The organism is Pseudomonas sp. Z3-6 (assembly GCF_051131985.1).
Lineage (GTDB): Bacteria > Pseudomonadota > Gammaproteobacteria > Pseudomonadales > Pseudomonadaceae > Aquipseudomonas > Aquipseudomonas zanjanensis.
The window spans coordinates 6,895,300-6,912,530 of record NZ_CP071644.1 but is presented as its reverse complement, the minus strand read 5'-3'; the positions used below and the strand labels follow the sequence as shown (position 1 = coordinate 6,912,530).

Here is a 17,231-nt window from a genome sequence, read left to right as displayed (position 1 = left end):
ATTACTGCTAGACCGCGGCGCCTGCTTCGCGAGCAAGCCCGCTCCCACACAGTCAGGATGGCTCATCTCATTTCACTTCCGGCGGCGTAGTAAACGTGTGATACGGCGCCGGCGACGGCACGCTCCACTCCAGCCCTTCGGCCCCATCCCACGGCTTGGCCGGTGCCGGCGGGCCGCCGCGGATGGTCTTGATCACGATGAACAGGAAGAAGATCTGCGTGGTGCCGAACATGAACGCGCCGATGGACGAGACCATGTTGAAGTCGGCGAACTGCAGGTTGTAGTCGGGAATCCGCCGGGGCATGCCCGCCAGGCCCACGAAATGCATCGGGAAGAACGCCAGGTTCATGCCGATGAACGACAGCCAGAAGTGCAGCTTGCCGAGGGTTTCGTCGTACATGTGGCCGGTCCATTTCGGCAGCCAGTAGTAAGCCGAGGCAAAGATCCCGAAGATCGCCCCGGGCACCAGCACGTAGTGGAAGTGCGCAACCACGAAGTAGGTGTCCTGGTACTGGAAGTCCGCCGGGGCGATGGCGAGCATGAGCCCGGAGAAACCGCCGATGGAAAACAGGATCACGAACGCCACGGCGAACAGCATCGGCGTCTCGAAGGTCAGCGAGCCTTGCCACATGGTGCTGGCCCAGTTGAACACCTTCACCCCGGTGGGCACGGCGATCAGCAGGGTCGCGTACATGAAGAACAGCTCGCCCACCAGCGGGATGCCGACCACGAACATGTGGTGCGCCCAGACGATGAACGACAGGAACGCAATGGCGGCCGTGGCGTAGACCATCGAGGTGTAGCCGAACAACGGCTTGCGCGAGAACGCCGGGATGATCGAGCTGACGGCACCGAAGGCCGGCAGGATCATGATGTACACCTCGGGGTGGCCGAAGAACCAGAACACGTGCTGGAACAGCACCGGGTCACCGCCACCGGCGGCACTGAAGAAGCTGGTGCCGAAGTGGATGTCCATCAGCATCATCGTCACGCAGCCGGCCAGCACCGGCATCACCGCGATCAGCAGGAACGCGGTGATCAGCCAGGTCCAGACGAACAGCGGCATTTTCATCAGGGTCATGCCGGGGGCGCGCAGGTTGAGGATGGTGGCGACCACGTTGATCGCGCCCATGATCGAGCTGATGCCCATCAGGTGAATGGCAAAGATGAAGAACGTCACGCTTTCCGGCGCGTAGGTGGTGGACAGCGGCGCATAGAAGGTCCAGCCGAAGTTCGGCCCGCCGCCGGGGGTGAACAGCGTCGAGACCAACATCAGGAACGCCGCCGGCAACAGCCAGAAGCTGAAGTTGTTCATGCGCGGCAGGGCCATGTCCGGCGCGCCGATCATCAGTGGGACCATCCAGTTGGCAAGGCCGACGAACGCCGGCATCACCGCGCCGAAGACCATCACCAGGCCATGCATGGTGGTCATCTGGTTGAAGAATTCCGGCTGCACGATCTGCAAACCGGGCTGGAACAGCTCGGCGCGGATCACCATGGCGAACGAGCCGCCCAGCAGGAACATCGAGAAGGCAAACCACAGGTACAGCGTGCCGATGTCCTTGTGGTTGGTGGTCAGCACCCAGCGCATCAGGCCCTTGGCGGGGCCGTGGGCGTGGTCGGCATGACCGTGGTCATCGATCACAGCACTCATGTCCTTTCTCCTTCGAACCAATGGGCTGGACGGCGCGGGGCAACGCGCCCCGACCGGTTTTGGGAACGAGCGTCGGGCCGGCTCATTGGCTTTCTGCCTGTTTGAGTTCCAGCACTTCTTTAGGCGTCACCATGTCGCCCTTGTTGTTGCCCCAGGCGTTGCGTTCATAGGTCACGACCGCGGCGATATCGACTTCCGACAGTTGTTTGCCGAAGGCGGCCATGGAGGTGCCGGGCTTGCCGTGGAAGACAATGTTCAGGTGATCCTTGATCGGCCCGGTGGCGATTTTCGAGCCCTTGAGCGCCGGGAACATCGGCGGCAAGCCCTGGCCTTCGGCCTGGTGACAGGCCACGCAGGTGGTGTGATAGACCTTGTCGCCACGCTCGACGAGTTCTTCGCGGGTCCATTCCTTGCTGGTCAGCTCCTTGAGCTGCGCGGCTTCGGCCTTGCGTTCGCCCAGCCATTTCTCATAGTCGGGCTTGCTCTTGACCTCCACCACGATCGGCATGAAGCCATGGTCCTTGCCGCACAGCTCGGCGCATTGGCCGCGATAGAGGCCTGGCTTGTCGACGCGGGTCCAGGCTTCGTTGACGAACCCCGGGATGGCGTCGCGCTTGACCGCGAAGGCCGGCACCCACCAGGAGTGGATCACGTCGGCGGAGGTCACCAAAAAGCGCACCTTGGCATCGACCGGCAGCACCAGCGGCTTGTCGACCTCCAACAGGTAGTGCTCGCCCTTGGCGCTCTGGTTGTGGATCTGTTCGGCGGGGGTCGCCAGGTTGCTGAAGAACTCGACGTCCTGGCCCAGGTACTTGTAGTGCCACTTCCACTGGTAGCCGGTGACCTGGATATCGATCTCCGACTCACTGGAGTCGTACATCTTGATCAGGGTCGCGGTGGCAGGAATCGCCATCAGCACCAGGATCAGGAAGGGCACGATGGTCCAGAGGATTTCGACGCGGGTGTTTTCGTGAAAGTGCGCGGCATTCTGGCCGGTTGAGCGGCGGTGCATCATCATCGACCAGAACATGGCGCCGAAGACGATGATGCCGATGACCACACAGATCCAGAAGATGGTCATGTGCAGGTCGAACACTGCGTTGCTGATCTGTGTCGCTCCAGGCGCCATATTCACAGTCCAGGCCGCTTGTGCCTGACTGAAAATCGACCACAACAGGAGGCCCATCCATACGTGTGGATGTCGCGTCATTGCGGGTTCCCCTTATCGTTCTTGTTATCCCGTAGGCGTAAAGCCTGCGGCAAGGGATCGGCTATTCAGACTGCTTAATTGACTCGCCGCGCCTTGCTGCACATGCAATCGGGTGTCATCAGCTAACTCCATTCCAAACCGAGTATAGACAGCACCTGCAACCTCGCAACGCGATGGCGTAAATCGTTTGAAACAGCCGGGGCTTGCGCTAGAGCCCACGAATGGAGAAGGATGCGAACTGAGTGATGGCAAACCGATATAACTGTGACGCAGCAAGGAAGGGGCAGTTATGAAAAATAGGTCTTAGGAGTGTTTTTGCGCCAGCTAAGTTATGTCTTCCCTATTTCATTGCCTTTGTTTCCTGGAGTTGTCATGAACACCGCCGCATTGCGCGAGCAGATCCAAAAAGCCCAACAACACGAAGCCGAGACCGGCCAATTGACCCGTCAACTGGAGGCCCAGTTACCGCATCTGCACCGCACCATTCAATTGCCGGACACGAACCCCAATAACGCCCTCGCGCGGTTTGTCGCGGCGTACATCGATGAAGTGCCCGACCTGCTGGACGCAGCCAACGACGTGGCGAGGGAAGCGGGTATCGAGTCGCAGATCAAACCGGTACTGAAGATCGCCGAACAGTACTTCCTCCAGCCGCCGACCATCATGGCCGGGCATGTCGGGCTCGACAGCCTGCTGGACGAAGCCTATCTGGCGCACCGGTTTGTCGAAGAGGTGAATGACCTTTATATCAAGCATTTCGGCCAGCCATTGATCCCCTTGGACATGACGGTCGCCAACCTGATCGCCCACCAGTTGATCGGTGAGGCATTTGCCAACCAGCTCGATGAAGTGGTGCATCACACGTTCGACGAGATGCTCAACGACGAGACGTTTGCCTTGGAATCAGTAGAAGCCTATCGCGAGAAGCTCAGCAGCCCTGAGACCGGCGCCGCCTGGAAGCGCTGGCCGTGCATGTCCCGTCGCTTGGGCGTGGGCCTGGAGCTGGATCAGCCGGCGGCTTGATCCATCAGGACAACATGAAGCTTTTGTGGGAGCGGGCTTGCTCGCGAAGGCGGAGTGTCAGGCAGCCTATTAGCTAACTGATTCACCGCTTTCGCGAGCAAGCCCGCTCCCACATTGGATCTGTGGTGTTCATAAAATAGGTGTCCAGCACCAGCCCCTTGTGGGAGCGAGCCTGCTCGCGAAAGCGGTTGGACATTCAACATCTATGTCGACTGATCCTCCGCCATCGCGAGCAGGCTCGCTCCCACAGGGGCTGTGGATTACCCAGCCGCTGCACCAACCCCTACGGTCGTGCGCAACCGCCCTTCCAATCGACGCTTGAGCCCGCGGGATTCAATCAGCAGCTTCGACCCCTTGCTGGCATTCGCCCGGCCCCATTCTTCCAGCAACTCCAGGCACGAGTGATCGATGTAGCTCAGGTTATTGAGCGGCACGTGCACGGTCGCGCCCGTTGGGATGGTGCCCAGCACCTGGGTCAGCGCCGGCACCTTGAGGAAGGTGGCCGCACCCACCAGGCGCAGTTCCATCTCGCCTTCCTGAGGCAGGTCGATCAGGCTGATTTTCAGGCGCGAGGCTTTCCAGGCCAGTTTCACCAAGGTCAGGCCGAAGCCGATCAGCACACCGGTCAACAGGTCGGTGAAGATGATCGCCAGCGCCGTGGCGGCGTAGGTGAACATCGGCATCCGGCCATAACGGCCCAGGCTTCGAAACGCCTTGAGGTCCACCAGTTTGAAACCGGTGTAGACCAGCACGCCGGCCAGGCTCGCCACCGGAATGCTTTGCAGCACGCTGGACAGCAACAGCACGAACAGCAGCAACCACAGGCCGTGGAAAATCGTCGACATCCGCGTGGTGGCCCCGGCCTGGACGTTGGCCGAACTGCGCACGATCACCCCGGTCATCGGCAGGGCGCCGAGCAGGCCGCAGAGCATGTTGCCGATCCCTTGCGCCGACAGTTCCCGGTCGAAGTCCGCACGTTCACCGCTGTGCATGCGATCCACGGCGGCCGCCGACAGCAGGGTTTCGGCACTGGCGATGAAGGCCACCGCGAACGCGGCGATCAGCAGCGTTGGGTCGGCCAGGTTCAGCAGGTCCGCCGGGCGCAGCCAATCAATGGCTTCGGCCAGGTTCTCCGGAACCTCCACGCGCTTGACCTGCAAGGCCAGCAGCAGGCTGGCGACGGTCGCCAGGCCGACGCCCAGCAAGGCGCCGGGAACGAAGCGCAGGCTGTGGGGGCGAAACTTCTCCCACAGCCACATCACCGCGATCGTCGACAGACCGAGCAGGCCGGCCTGCCAGCCGAAGGACGGCAAGGCCTGGGCCACAGCCGCCGGGAACGCCGCGAGGTTATCCAGCCCGGAGGGCTTGGGCGCCGCGTCCAGCATCACATGGACCTGGGACAACACGATCAGCACGCCGATACCCGCGAGCATCCCGTACACCACGGCTGGCGCGGTGACCCGGAACCAGCAACCCAGGCGAAAGCGCCCGGCCAGCAATTGCAGTAGACCGGCCAGCAGCAGGATCGGCCCGAGCATGGCCACGCCATGCTGGCGCACCAGTTCGAAGACCAACACCGCCAACCCGGCGGCCGGACCGCTGACTTGCAGCTTCGAGCCAGCCAGGAAACCCACTACCAGACCACCGATGATCCCGGTAATCAGGCCCTTGGCCGGCGGCAGGCCGGAGGCGATGGCAATGCCCATGCACAAGGGCAGCGCCACCAGGAACACAACCACCGAAGCCAATAGCTCCCGTGGCAGAACAGCTTTTAGTTGAGCAGCACGCATGGCGACTCTCCCGAAGTTTCTTCAGGCATGGCGAGGCCCTACCGCCTGGATAGCGGTAAGGCTAGAACCACACAAGGATGATTAGGAGTGGTTAGAAGCGCGCTTTGGGCGTCGCCACCGGTATCGGATGGCTGCCATCGAGCGGCAGGAAACGTCCCTGGTCCGCGTCAAAGGCTTTGATCTCGCTGGTCTCGATGTTGTACACCCAGCCATGGATGAACAACTGACCGCTGGCCATGCGCGATGCGACCGAGGGATGCGTTCGCAGATGCTGCAACTGCGCGATCACGTTTTCTTCGGTGAGGATGGGCATGGTCTGTTTTTCGTCGCCGCACGGACAGTTGTCGTGGACCATGGTCTTGGCCACTTCGGCGTGGCGCAGCCAGGCTTTTACCGTGGGCATTTTTTCCAGGGTGTCCGGGTTCAGCACGGCACGCATGGCGCCGCAATCGGAATGACCGCAAACAATGATGTGTTGCACACCGAGGGCCAGCACGGCGTATTCGATGGCGGTGGAGACGCCGCCATTCATCTGCCCGTAAGGCGGAACGACGTTGCCGACGTTACGGGTCACGAACAGGTCGCCGGGGGAGCTATGGGTGATCAGCTCGGGCACGATGCGCGAATCGGCGCAGGTGATGAACATCGCACGGGGCGCCTGGGCGGTGGCGAGTTTCTTGAAGAGCTCTTCCTGTTGCGGAAAGATCTCGTGATGGAAATGCAAAAAGCCGTCAACAATATGCTGCAGCGCTGCATCGGCGGTTTCCGCCACGGGTTGGGCTGAAGCCGACGCAGCCAACGGCTGATTATCCTTGTCACTCATGATTCATCCTCTTTTGACGGTATGACGCCAGTGGCTAAAACATCCAGGTCGACATCTGCGACCCGTCAGTCACTCGCTGAACAAGGTAGCGGCCGAAACTTAACTCAAACTGAAATCGAAGGCTCTAGGACAATGATTCCAGGGGTGGCGAAACACTGGCGCAGCTCATGTCCAGTGGCCTTTCCAGGGTCAACTTTAATCAAATCAACGACATCTGTCGGCCCGGCGGACAGAAGGCAGCGCAATCGAGATTGTATCCGTCGCGTCGCTCCAGTCCCAGGCGCTTGAGTGCCTTGGCGAAGCGCTGGGCCAGCAGGTCGGCGAACGGGCCTTCGCCGCGCATTCGCGCACCGAAGCGGCTGTCATACAGCTCGCCACCGCGGCTCTGGCGCACCAGGCTCAGTACATGGGCGGCGCGTTGCGGGTAGTGTGCCTGGAGCCACTCCTCGAACAGTGGCGCGACTTCCAGCGGCAGGCGCAGCATCACGTAGGCGGCATTCTGCGCGCCGGCGGCGTGGGCTTCGGCCAGCAGGCTCTCGATCTCGCTGTCGTTGATCATCGGGATCATCGGTGCGCAGAGCACGCCCACGTTGATGCCTGCCTCACGCATGACCTTGATCGCCCGCAGCCGCGCCTTGGGCGCCGCCGCCCGGGGTTCGAGAATGCGCTTGAGCTCATCGTCCAGGGTGGTGAGGCTGATCATCACGTGCACCAGGCGTTGCTGTGCCAGTTCGGTCAGCAGGTCCAGGTCGCGCAGGATCAGCGAGCCCTTGGTGACGATGGTCACCGGATGCCGATAACGCAGCAGCACCTCGAGGATCCGCCGGGTTATCCGTTGTTCCCGTTCGATCGGCTGATAGGGGTCGGTGTTGGAGCCCAGTGCGATCGGCGCGCATTGATAGCCGCGCCGGGACAATTGCTCCTCCAGCACGTCGGCGGCATTGGTCTTGGCGATCAGCTTCGTTTCGAAATCCAGCCCCGGCGACAGGTCCCAATAGGCATGGCTGGGCCGCGCATAGCAGTAGATGCAGCCGTGTTCACAGCCTCGGTACGGGTTGATCGAGCGGTCGAATGGGATATCGGACGAGGTGTTGCGGGTAATGATGGTTTTCGCCGTTTCGATGCGCACTTCGGTGCCCTGGGTCGGCGGGACTTCCTGGTACCAGCCGTCATCCTCGACCACCGAGCGATTCGGGGCGAAGCGGTTGTGCGGGTTGGTCGCGGTGCCGCGGCCGCGAGGTGGAAGGGAGACAGGCATGGGAATACTCTGAAGGCTGTATGTGCATACAGTATTCGCTTCGTTCGATTAGGGCCAGTGCCATTCGGCAGTCCAACTACCGGATCGGCGTTCACAAGGCTTTGACGTTCACCTCACGGGCTTTTAACCGCAGCGAGCCGACACTGGGCCTCCTGTATTCCTTCGCTCTCGGTCGTGCGTGCATGCTCAAGCTCTGTTCCCGTTCGTTGTTGTGCCTGGCCTTGCTTGCCGGGCTGGCCGAAGCGCCCGTCCAAGCGGCCGATTTCCCTGAGGCGAGGCCCGCTGAATGGGCGCAGCCGGTGGAAAAGGACTACAACCTCTACCAGATGTCACCGACCCTCTATCGCAGCTCCCTGCCAGACGGCGGCGCCGTGCCTTTGCTGACGAAGCTGCGGATCGGCACGGTCATCACCTTCCTGCCGCAGTCGGACAAGCGCTGGCTGTCCACCCCCGGCATCGAGCAGGTGCAGTTGCCCTACCGCACCAATCACGTCGATGACAGTGACATCCTCAGGGCCTTGCGCGCCGTCCAGGCGGCCGAAGCCAAGGGGCCGGTGCTGATGCACTGCAAGCACGGCTCGGACCGCACCGGGCTGGTGGCCGCCATGTACCGGGTGGTGGTGCAGGGCTGGAGCAAAGAGGACGCGTTGAATGAAATGACCGAAGGTGGCTTCGGCGACAGCCATCATTTCAAGGACGGCGTGCGCTACATGATGCAGGCCGATGTCGACAAACTCCGCGTGGCGTTGGCGAACGGCGATTGCAGCACCAGCGTCTTTGCCCTTTGCTCCCTGGAAAGCTGGGTCAACTCGACCACGACGACACGTCACCTCGACCCTCAGGCGCTGGTGCCTTCACGCTGATCGGTCGCCTGCAAGAACGCGGTGATGGATTCGGACAGCGGCCGTGAATCGCCCCGTTCGAATATCGTCTCGCGTAATGCCTTGCACGTTTGCCTATCGAACAGCCCGTTGCGCTTGAATCGCTTGAACACCGTGTCGGCCAGTTGTTTCGACCAGGCATAGGCGTAGATGCCGGCGGCGTAGCCCGTGACGATGTAGTCCAGGCCATTGGGCCAACGTTCGTTCGCGAACACGGGCAGATGTCCGACCTGTGCGTTGATTTGATCGAAGACCTGCTGGGCCGTTCGTCCGTCGCCATGGCTGCGGTGCAGCTCCATGTCGAACAACGCATCGCGCAAGAACGCGGCTGTATCCCAACTGGTCTGGGTGTCGAGATAAGCCAGCAGCTGATCGGCAATGGCATCGGGCAGGGGCGCCCCGGTTTGGTGATGCCTGGACAGGCGCACCAGGCATTGCTTGGTGAAGCACCATTGTTCGAGCAGTACGCCAGCGAATTCCGCCGAATCCCGGGACAGCTCGGAAATACCCGAAACAGCGCGATATTCGACCCGGCTCAGCACATGGTGCAAACAGTGGCCCAATTCGTGAAAAAGCATTCGTAGTTGCAGATGATCAAGCAGCACCGGGCTGGCACGTGAACCCCGCGGCAGCCAGCCGTGCAGCGTGGCGATCGGATAGCGAGGTCGGCCTTCGGCGGTGATGCGGCGGTTTCGCAGGGTGGAGGTATTGGGAAAGCTTTCCTGATTCGGGTCCTCGAACGGATCGAAATAGAGATAGCCCAGAAGCTCGCCCCGTTCGAAAACTTCAAGAAGACGCACCTGCAGGTGCCAGGTCGCCACGTCCCGACGTTCGATGATGTCCACGCCGAACAGGTCCCGGGCGACCAGCAGCATCCGTGAAAAGGTCGATTCCAACTCGAACCAGGCGCTGACGGTCTGTTCCGAGACGCCGGTCATTTGCTGGCGAAGCTTTTGTGCCAGGTATTGATAGTTCCATGGCTGCAACCCGCTGAAACCCTGGGCTTGGGCAAATGCCTCCAACTGCGCGCTGTCGCGGATAAACACGCTTTGCTGCTGTTCCAGCAGGCCTTGCAGGAAAGTCTGGACCTCTTCCGGCGACTGGGCTTGTTCCGGTTCGAGCGCCAACTGAGCGTAACTCGAATAGCCCAGCAGGGTGGCCAACTCATGACGATCCCTGAGCAACTGCCACAGCACATCGCCGTTGTCGTACACGCCGGCATGTGGCCCTTGATCGGACGCGCGCGTGCTGTAGGCGACATACACCTGCTTGCGCAGCACGGCATCGTCCGCGTAACGCATGACGATACGAAACGATTCTTCATCGAGGGTCAACAACCATCCCGTGCGCCCCTGTTCACGGGCCTGCTCGGCCATGCGCTGCCTGAAGGCAAGCGGCAGGCCACCCAATCGGGCTTGATCATCAAATGTTCGGCTCCAGGCTTTGTTGGCCTCATGCAAATGTTCCTGGAACAGGCTCCGGGCGCCTTGGATGCGCAGTTGCAAATCCTCCAAGGCCGGTTGCGAATCGGACCCCAGCCCGTTGCGGCGAAATTGCCTGAGGATCTTTTCCAGGGTCCGCTTTCTCACTGTGGAGAAATGCTTGGCGATCTCGCTGTCCGCCAAGCGTTGATAGAGTTGGAAGAGCTCGGGGTTCTGTTTTAGCGACCGCTTGAACTGCTGCAAGCGTGGGGTGCAATCGAGCGAAGCCTGCTTCCAGGCGTCTGCGGTTACGGTGGATGCCAGGCGCTCCAGCACATAACCGAACCCCCTGAGTCGCGCATGGATTTCATCCATGGCCAACACCAGGTCGTCCCAGGTGGGAAAAGGTGCTTGAGTCCGGATGATCTCGGCTATTTTGGCGCGGCTTTCGATGATGATCTGGTCGAGGGCCGGGGAAAAGTGTTCGGCTTTAATGTCGGAAAACGGCGGCAGGTCATAGGCCTGCAGTAGTGGGTTATCAGCGTGGCGCATGGAGACTTCCTGTCAGTCTGGACGTGTCACGGCAGTCTGGGAAGGAAGGCGATTGGCGCTGCGGTACATAGTTATCGCTTCCGGGCCGGGCGGCCCGGAAGGTGATGCCGAAGATGTCAGTCGGTTTTTTTCTTCAACTTCGGGTTGGGGAAAAACTGCACCGCCTGGACTTTTGCGTCCGGCGCCTTGAGCGCCGAGGTGTTGACCCGGGTACCCAATTCCTTGGGCACCGACAGGCCTTGCTCGTTGAGCGTGTCGGAATAACCGCAGGCCACGCATTCGCGGTGCGGCACGCCGTCTTCGTTCCACATCATCAACTTGTCCGGCTCGCTGCAGGCCGGGCAGACCGCCCCGGCGATAAAGCGTCGCTTGGTAATCACAGGCCCCTCACTCATGCTGCCGCGTCCTCGGTCAGGCCGCTATGGCGCAAGAGTGCGTCAATCGACGGCTCACGGCCACGGAAGTCGACGAACAGCACCATTGGTTCCTGGGAACCGCCACGGGCCAGGATTGCCTCGCGGAAGGCGCGCCCGGTGTCGGCGTTGAGCACGCCGTCTTCTTCGAATTTGGAGAAGGCATCGGCCGAGAGCACTTCCGCCCATTTGTAGCTGTAGTAACCCGCCGCGTAGCCGCCGGCGAAAATGTGCGCAAAGCTGTTGGGGAAGCGGTTGTAGGCCGGCGGACGCATGACGGAGACCTCGTCACGCACGCCTTCGAGCACTTGCAGAACGCTGCGGCCATCGCCGTGGGTGGCGTGCAGTTCGAAGTCGAACAGCGAGAACTCCAACTGACGGACCATCATCAGGCCGGACTGGAAGTTTTTCGCCGCGAGCATTTTTTCCAACAGGTCCTGGGGCAGCGGTTCACCGGTTTCGTAGTGACCGGAAATCAGCGCCAGGCCTTCGGGCTCCCAGCACCAGTTTTCCATGAACTGGCTCGGCAGCTCCACGGCATCCCAGGCCACGCCGTTGATGCCGGACACACCGGCGTGTTCGACGCGGGTCAGCAGGTGGTGCAGGCCATGGCCGAACTCGTGGAACAGCGTGGTGACTTCATCGTGGGTCAGCAGCGCGGGCTTGCCGCTGTCGGCCGGGGTGAAGTTGCACACCAGGTTGGCGACCGGGCTTTGCAGGACGCCGTCGAAGGTGCGACGACGGTCACGGGCACCGTCCATCCAGGCACCGCCACGCTTGTTGGCGCGGGCGTAGAGGTCGAAGAAGAAGCGGCCGACGTGCTGGCCGTTCTCCTTGATTTCGAACAGGCGCACGTCCGGGTGCCAGCTGTCGAAGCCTTTCAGTTCGGCGATCTCGATGCCATAGAGGCGCTGCACGATGGCGAACAGGCCGCTCAGTACCTTGTCGATCGGGAAGTAGGCGCGCAGGGCTTCCTGGGCCACGCTGTAGCGCTGCTGGCGCAGTTTTTCGCCGTAGAAACCGCTGTCCCAGCTTTGCAGGTCGGGGCAGCCCTGCTCGGCGGCATAGGCTTTGAGCTGTTCCAGGTCGAGGGCGGCGAACGGCTTGCTGCGCTTGGCCAGGTCACGCAGGAAACTGAGGACCTGATCGCTGGATTCGGCCATCTTGGTTGCCAGGCTCAACTCGGCGAAGTTAGCGAAACCGAGCAAATGGGCCAGTTCCTGGCGCAGGTCGAGGATCTGTTCCATCACCGGGCCGTTGTCGTTCTGGCCGGCATTCGGGCCTTGGTCCGAGGCGCGGGTGCAGTAGGCGGCGTAGACTTCTTCGCGCAGGGCGCGGTCTTCGGCGTAGGTCATCACCGCGTAGTAACTAGGGAATTCCAGGTTGATCAGCCAGCCGTCCAGTTCCTTGGCCTGGGCAGCGGCGGCCATTTGCGCCTTGGCCGAGTCGGTCAGGCCGGCGAGGGCGGCTTCGTCAGTGACGTGCTTGGTCCAGGCCTGGGTTGCGTCCAGCAGTTGATTGGAGAAGCGGCTGCCCAGCTCGGACAGTTTGCTCTGCACTTCGGCGTAGCGCTTCTGTTGCTCGGGCGGCAGGTCGATGCCCGACAGGCGGAAATCCCGCAGGGAATGTTCCAGGGTGGTTTTCTGCGCCACGTCGAAACCGGCCGCCTCCGGGCTGTTCGCCAGGGCTTCGAAGGCCTGGAACAGTTCACGGTTCTGGCCCAGCTCGGTGGAATAGGCACTCAGCGCCGGCAGGCAGGCCTCGTAGGCCTCGCGCAGTTCCGGGCTGTTGCGCACGGCGTTCAAATGGCTGACCGGGCTCCAGGCCGCGCCGAGGCGATCGTTGAGCTCGTCCATCGCCAACACCAGGCCGGCCCAGGTAGGCTGTTGGACTTGGGTCTTGAGGATTTCGGCGATGGCCGCACGGTTGTCCGCCAGGATCTGCTCGATGGCCGGTTGCACGTGCTCGGCACGGATCGCCGAGAATGGCGGTAGGTCATAGGGCTGCAAAAGAGGGTTGTTCACGCTCACGGTCGACACCTTGGCTGGAAGAAACATCGGCCCATCTTAATTACAATCGACGCTCACCGCAGCTAGCAGCGCCTATCACCGGATAAGAGAGAGCCTATCGTGACCCTTCGCACGTACCAGAACCACAGCCCGAAGCTTGCCCGTGGGGCGTTTGTCGACAGCACCGCGGTGGTGATCGGCGACGTCGAGATCGGCGAAGACAGCTCCGTCTGGCCGCTGACGGTCATTCGTGGCGACATGCACCGCATCCGTATCGGTGCGCGCACCAGCGTCCAGGATGGTTGCGTGCTGCACATCACCCACGCCGGCCCCTTCAATCCGGATGGCTTCCCGTTGCTGATCGGCGACGACGTGACCATCGCCCACAAGGTCATGCTCCATGGCTGCGCGGTGGGCAGCCGGATCCTGATCGGCATGGGCAGCATCGTCATGGACGGCGCGGTGGTCGAAGACGATGTGATCATCGGCGCCGGCAGCCTCGTACCGCCGGGCAAGCGCCTGGACAGCGGCTTTTTGTACGTGGGCAGCCCGGTGAAGCAGGTGCGGCCGCTGACGGACAAGGAGCGCGCGTTCTTCACCTACAGCGCGGCGAACTACGTGAAGCTCAAGGACCTGCATCTGGCCGAAGGCTACGACCAGCCTTGAATCGCCCCCCAAGATGTCGAATGAACCATTGTGGCGAGGGGATTTATCCCCGCTGGGCTGCGCAGCAGCCCCAAACCCTGCCAGCACAGCGTGTCAGGTTTGTTACATTCAATTTTTTGGGGGCTGCTGCGCAGCCCAGCGGGGATAAATCCCCTCGCCACAGTTTCATTCAAGCCTGTTGAGTGAACTGCATGACCACGCAGGAACAGCCATGCACTACCAGACCGTACTCTTCGACCTCGACGGCACCCTCACCGACCCCCGTGAGGGCATCACCCGTTCGATCCAGTTCGCCTTGGCCAAGCTGGGCATCGACGAACCCGACCTGACCCGCCTCGAACACTTCATCGGCCCGCCGTTGTTGCAGGCGTTCATGCAGTTCTATGACTTCGACGAAGCGAAGGCCTGGGAGGCGGTGAATTTCTATCGTGAGCGCTTCAAGGTCACCGGCCTTTATGAGAACCGTGTCTTTGACGGTGTGATGCCGCTGCTGGAAACCTTGGGCGGCCAAGGACGCCAGTTGTACATCGCCACCTCGAAGCCTTGGGTCTTCGCCCGGGAAATCGCCCGTCACTTTGACTTCGCCCGGCACTTCAAGGTGATCTACGGCAGCGAACTGGATGGCACCCGCACCGACAAAGTCGAGCTGATCGCCCACCTGCTGGCCGAAGAAGGCCTCGACCCGGCCAGCACCCTGATGATCGGCGATCGCAAGCACGACCTGATCGGCGCCCGCAGCAATGGCCTGGATGCCGCGGCGGTGGGGTATGGGTTTGGCAGCCACGAAGAACTCAACACCGAGGGCCCGGCGTATCACTTCCAGACGGTGGATGCGTTGCATCAGGCGTTTCTGCGGCGTTGACTAGATGGCCATCGCGAGCAAGCTCGCTCCCACATTTTTCCGAGACGTCCACAATACGGGTGCCCACCGCCAAACCCCTGTGGGAGCGAGCTTGCTCGCGATAGCGGCGGCACAGACATCCCCGGCCTCAAGACAACACTATCGTGGCGAGGGAGCTTGCTCCCGCTCGGCGGCGCAGCCGTCGTAAGCTCGCTGATGCGGTTTGTCTGTGGAAATGAGTTGTCTTTTTTGGGGCTGCTGCGCAGCCCAGCGGGAGCAAGCTCCCTCGCCACAGGGGTTAGCCAGATCCCCGCCCGCACAGGGGGTATAGATGAACGCGACAGTTCAGGCCCTGAACTGGCTCGGCGCCACGCCGCTCCAGCGCACGAAGGCATGGCGGAAGCTGGCGGTTTCGCTGAAGCCCAGTCGTTCGGCGATCCGATGGATCGGCAATTGGTCCTCGCAGAGCATCTGCTTGGCTCGTTCGAAGCGCAGTTCGTCCAGCAGTTCCTGATAGCTGCAGCCCAGGTCCTTGAGGTGCCGCCGCAAGGTGCGCGCCGAGCAGTTCATTTGCTCGGCCAAGCCTTCCAGGCCGGGGGCTGCGTTCAGTTGGGCGTCGAGCAACTGGCGGATCCTTCCTAGCCAGGCCTGGCGTCCGGTGAATTCGGTGTTCTGCCGGCGGCAGCGTTCGGCCATGGCGTGATGGGTGATGGGGTCGGCCAGGGGCAAGGGTTGTTCGAGCCAGTGGCGGTCGAAGGCAAACGCGTTATCGACGCTGTCGAAGCGCACCGGGCAATCGAAAAGTTCGGTGTAGCGCGCCTGGTAATCGGGCGCCGGATGTTCGAAGCGCGCAGCGTGCAAGGGCAAGACATGGCCGAGGAGGTCATTGCAGATTACCTTCAGCGAAACCATGCAGAACTCGGCATTGAACACCGCCAGGGCCGGGTTCTCCCGATAGTCGCTGGCGCTGAACCAGATGTGCTCGCCGTCGTCGTCCAGGTTCAGCGCGAAGAGTGTTCCCAATAGCGCCGGATAGCGCAGCGCCAGGCGCAAGGCGTCACCTAAGGTGGCACTGGTGAGCAGGGCATAGCCGAGCATGCCGTAGGACGAAACGTGCATGCGCAGGCCCAGCTCCAGGCCGATGTCGCGCTTTAGGGCCACGGCGTTGGCGCAGACCTGCATCTCCTGGTTGGTGGTGATGCGCGTATCGGCCCGGCTCAGGTCCGCGGCGCTGATGCCGCTGCCGGCCAACAAGGCATCGCTGGACAGCCCTTCGTTTTTTAAGGTGCTCAGTACCAGCGAGACGGCGTTGAGGGTAGTGAGGTGGGAATGCAGCATGTCCGTTTCCAGCCTGGGGTAGGCTGGAGACGGAGCAAGTTATATGCCGGGTACTTTGGCATGACGTCGCTTTTGTGGCGAGGGAGCTTGCTCCCGCTGGGCTGGTCCGACGCTTCGGGCGAAGCGGCCCCCGAAAGCTTGCGGCCGCTGCGCGACCGAGCGGGAGCAAGCTCCCTCGCCACAAAAGCCCCTCACCACAAGTTGATGCAGGTTCGGATCAGCTCAGCTCGCCACACAGGTCCAGCTCTACCAGCCGCCGAACCTCTTCCACCGGCAGCCCGGCGCCAATCAACGCCTGCAATTTGCCGAACGCGGCCTCGCGGGTCATGCCGCCACCGGACAGCACGCCGACACCGCGCAAGCGACTGCCGGCTTCGTACACGTCCAGCTCAACGCCACCTTCATGACATTGGGTCACCGCCACCACCACCACACCGCTGTCCCGCGCCCGCTCGAGGCTGGCGAGGAAGGCCGGATTGTCGCTCGGCCCGGTGCCGCTGCCGTAGCACTCCAGCACCAGGCCCTGGATACCGCTGCCCAATAGACCATCGAGCACCTGGGCGCTGATGCCGGGAAACAGCGGCAGCGCCGCGATGTTCGCCAATTGCTTGGGCTGGTTGTAATTCAACTGCGCCGGCAGGGCCGGCGCCGGGGTGCCGCCGCCCTGGCGTTCCAGGCGCTTGAATGGGTGGCGACCGAAGCTGCGTACTTTCGCGCAACGGGTCGGCGCCAGCAGCTCACCGTGGAAGTACAGGTGCACGCCCGGCGCCAGGCCCTGGCCGAGGGCAACCAGGGCACCGCCGAGGTTTTCCCAGGCGTCGCTGTCGGTCACGCCGGCGGGCAGCATCGAGCCGGTGAAGCAGACCCGCGCATGCAGGCCCAGCAGTTGGAAGCTCATCGCCGCCGCGCTATAGGCCAGGGTGTCGGTGCCATGCAGGATCAACACGCTGTCGCAGCCCTGCACATCCACGGCGTCGACCACCGCTTCGCGCAGTTGCTGCCAATAGGCCGGGGTCATGTTGGCGCTGTCGATCAGCGGCGACATCTCCCGGAAGCGCCATTGCGGTATGACGAGTTCGGGCTGGCTGTGCAGGTAGTCGCGCATCCGCGCTTCGAAACCGGATGCCGGGGCCAGGCCGTGGGCGCTGGCTTGCATGCCGATGGTGCCGCCGGTGTAGAGCACCATGACGTGCTGGGCGGCAGGGTAGGTCAAGGAATTCATGGTTGTTCTCCGAGGACGAAAACGGCGGCTTGGGTCAGCCGCCACAACATAAGGCCGAGCATGACGCCGACCTTACGCTGTGTCACGCCGGGCGCAGGGGATGCGCCCGGTTTTTTACATCAGCCTGCGG

At 62.2% G+C, this 17,231-nt stretch carries 14 protein-coding genes; 4 read left to right on the top strand and 10 right to left on the bottom strand.

From position 1 onward, the window contains the following. Positions 1-67 precede the first annotated feature (67 nt). Positions 68-1,654, bottom strand: coding sequence for a cytochrome c oxidase subunit I (gene ctaD / locus J3P88_RS29840; RefSeq protein ID WP_186708278.1), 1,587 nt, complete (start codon positions 1,652-1,654; stop codon positions 68-70). Positions 1,655-1,736: 82 nt separating this feature from the next. Further along, positions 1,737-2,864 (bottom strand): cytochrome c oxidase subunit II, encoded by a 1,128-nt coding sequence (gene coxB / locus J3P88_RS29835; RefSeq protein WP_186708276.1) that lies wholly within the window; start codon positions 2,862-2,864, stop codon positions 1,737-1,739. A 372-nt stretch (positions 2,865-3,236) separates the two neighbouring features. Between coxB and J3P88_RS29830 the strand changes: the two genes are divergently transcribed. Beyond that, positions 3,237-3,887: a hypothetical protein gene (locus J3P88_RS29830; RefSeq protein ID WP_186708274.1), complete on the top strand. Its 651-nt coding sequence runs from the start codon at positions 3,237-3,239 to the stop codon at positions 3,885-3,887. Positions 3,888-4,147: 260 nt separating this feature from the next. Here J3P88_RS29830 and J3P88_RS29825 read toward each other — a convergent pair whose 3' ends face one another. The 3 genes from J3P88_RS29825 to J3P88_RS29815 form a co-directional block, all read right to left on the bottom strand. Further along, positions 4,148-5,677 carry a SulP family inorganic anion transporter gene (locus tag J3P88_RS29825; protein WP_434573264.1) on the bottom strand — a complete coding sequence of 510 codons (1,530 nt, stop codon included), beginning with the start codon at positions 5,675-5,677 and terminating at the stop codon, positions 4,148-4,150. A gap of 91 nt (positions 5,678-5,768) precedes the next feature. Then, positions 5,769-6,500 carry a carbonic anhydrase gene (locus J3P88_RS29820; protein WP_250963885.1) on the bottom strand — a complete coding sequence of 244 codons (732 nt, stop codon included), beginning with the start codon at positions 6,498-6,500 and terminating at the stop codon, positions 5,769-5,771. Between the two features lie 199 nt (positions 6,501-6,699). Next, the gene (locus J3P88_RS29815) at positions 6,700-7,758 is read right to left on the bottom strand and encodes a PA0069 family radical SAM protein (protein WP_434573262.1); all 1,059 of its coding nucleotides are present in this window, start codon (positions 7,756-7,758) and stop codon (positions 6,700-6,702) included. Between the two features lie 182 nt (positions 7,759-7,940). Here J3P88_RS29815 and J3P88_RS29810 point away from each other — a divergent pair, with 182 nt between their 5' ends. After that, the gene (locus J3P88_RS29810; protein ID WP_434573260.1) at positions 7,941-8,621 is read left to right on the top strand and encodes a phosphatase domain-containing protein; all 681 of its coding nucleotides are present in this window, start codon (positions 7,941-7,943) and stop codon (positions 8,619-8,621) included. On the opposite strand, the gene J3P88_RS29805 is transcribed toward J3P88_RS29810, so the two are convergent. The 3 genes from J3P88_RS29805 to prlC form a co-directional block, all read right to left on the bottom strand. Beyond that, positions 8,597-10,612, bottom strand: coding sequence for a M3 family metallopeptidase (locus tag J3P88_RS29805; protein ID WP_434573258.1), 2,016 nt, complete (start codon positions 10,610-10,612; stop codon positions 8,597-8,599). The genes J3P88_RS29810 and J3P88_RS29805 overlap by 25 nt on opposite strands. Positions 10,613-10,728: 116 nt before the next feature. Next, a complete protein-coding gene (locus J3P88_RS29800; RefSeq protein ID WP_018600854.1) occupies positions 10,729-11,007 on the bottom strand; it encodes a YheV family putative zinc ribbon protein in 279 nt (92 codons plus the stop codon). Then, positions 11,004-13,082 carry an oligopeptidase A gene (gene prlC / locus J3P88_RS29795; protein ID WP_434573255.1) on the bottom strand — a complete coding sequence of 693 codons (2,079 nt, stop codon included), beginning with the start codon at positions 13,080-13,082 and terminating at the stop codon, positions 11,004-11,006. Before prlC ends, J3P88_RS29800 begins: the two co-directional genes overlap by 4 nt. 72 nt (positions 13,083-13,154) lie before the next feature. Here prlC and J3P88_RS29790 point away from each other — a divergent pair, with 72 nt between their 5' ends. Both J3P88_RS29790 and J3P88_RS29785 read left to right on the top strand, forming a co-directional pair. Beyond that, the gene (locus J3P88_RS29790; protein ID WP_434573253.1) at positions 13,155-13,700 is read left to right on the top strand and encodes a gamma carbonic anhydrase family protein; all 546 of its coding nucleotides are present in this window, start codon (positions 13,155-13,157) and stop codon (positions 13,698-13,700) included. Between the two features lie 211 nt (positions 13,701-13,911). Then, positions 13,912-14,562 carry an HAD family hydrolase gene (locus J3P88_RS29785; RefSeq protein WP_434573251.1) on the top strand — a complete coding sequence of 217 codons (651 nt, stop codon included), beginning with the start codon at positions 13,912-13,914 and terminating at the stop codon, positions 14,560-14,562. A gap of 324 nt (positions 14,563-14,886) precedes the next feature. Here the strand turns inward: J3P88_RS29785 and J3P88_RS29780 are convergent, their stop codons facing one another. Both J3P88_RS29780 and J3P88_RS29775 read right to left on the bottom strand, forming a co-directional pair. Further along, a complete protein-coding gene (locus tag J3P88_RS29780; protein WP_434573249.1) occupies positions 14,887-15,879 on the bottom strand; it encodes an AraC family transcriptional regulator in 993 nt (330 codons plus the stop codon). A gap of 217 nt (positions 15,880-16,096) precedes the next feature. After that, on the bottom strand, positions 16,097-17,101 hold the full coding sequence (locus J3P88_RS29775) for an asparaginase (RefSeq protein WP_186708256.1): 1,005 nt from the start codon (positions 17,099-17,101) through the stop codon (positions 16,097-16,099). Between the last annotated feature and the right edge of the window lie 130 nt (positions 17,102-17,231).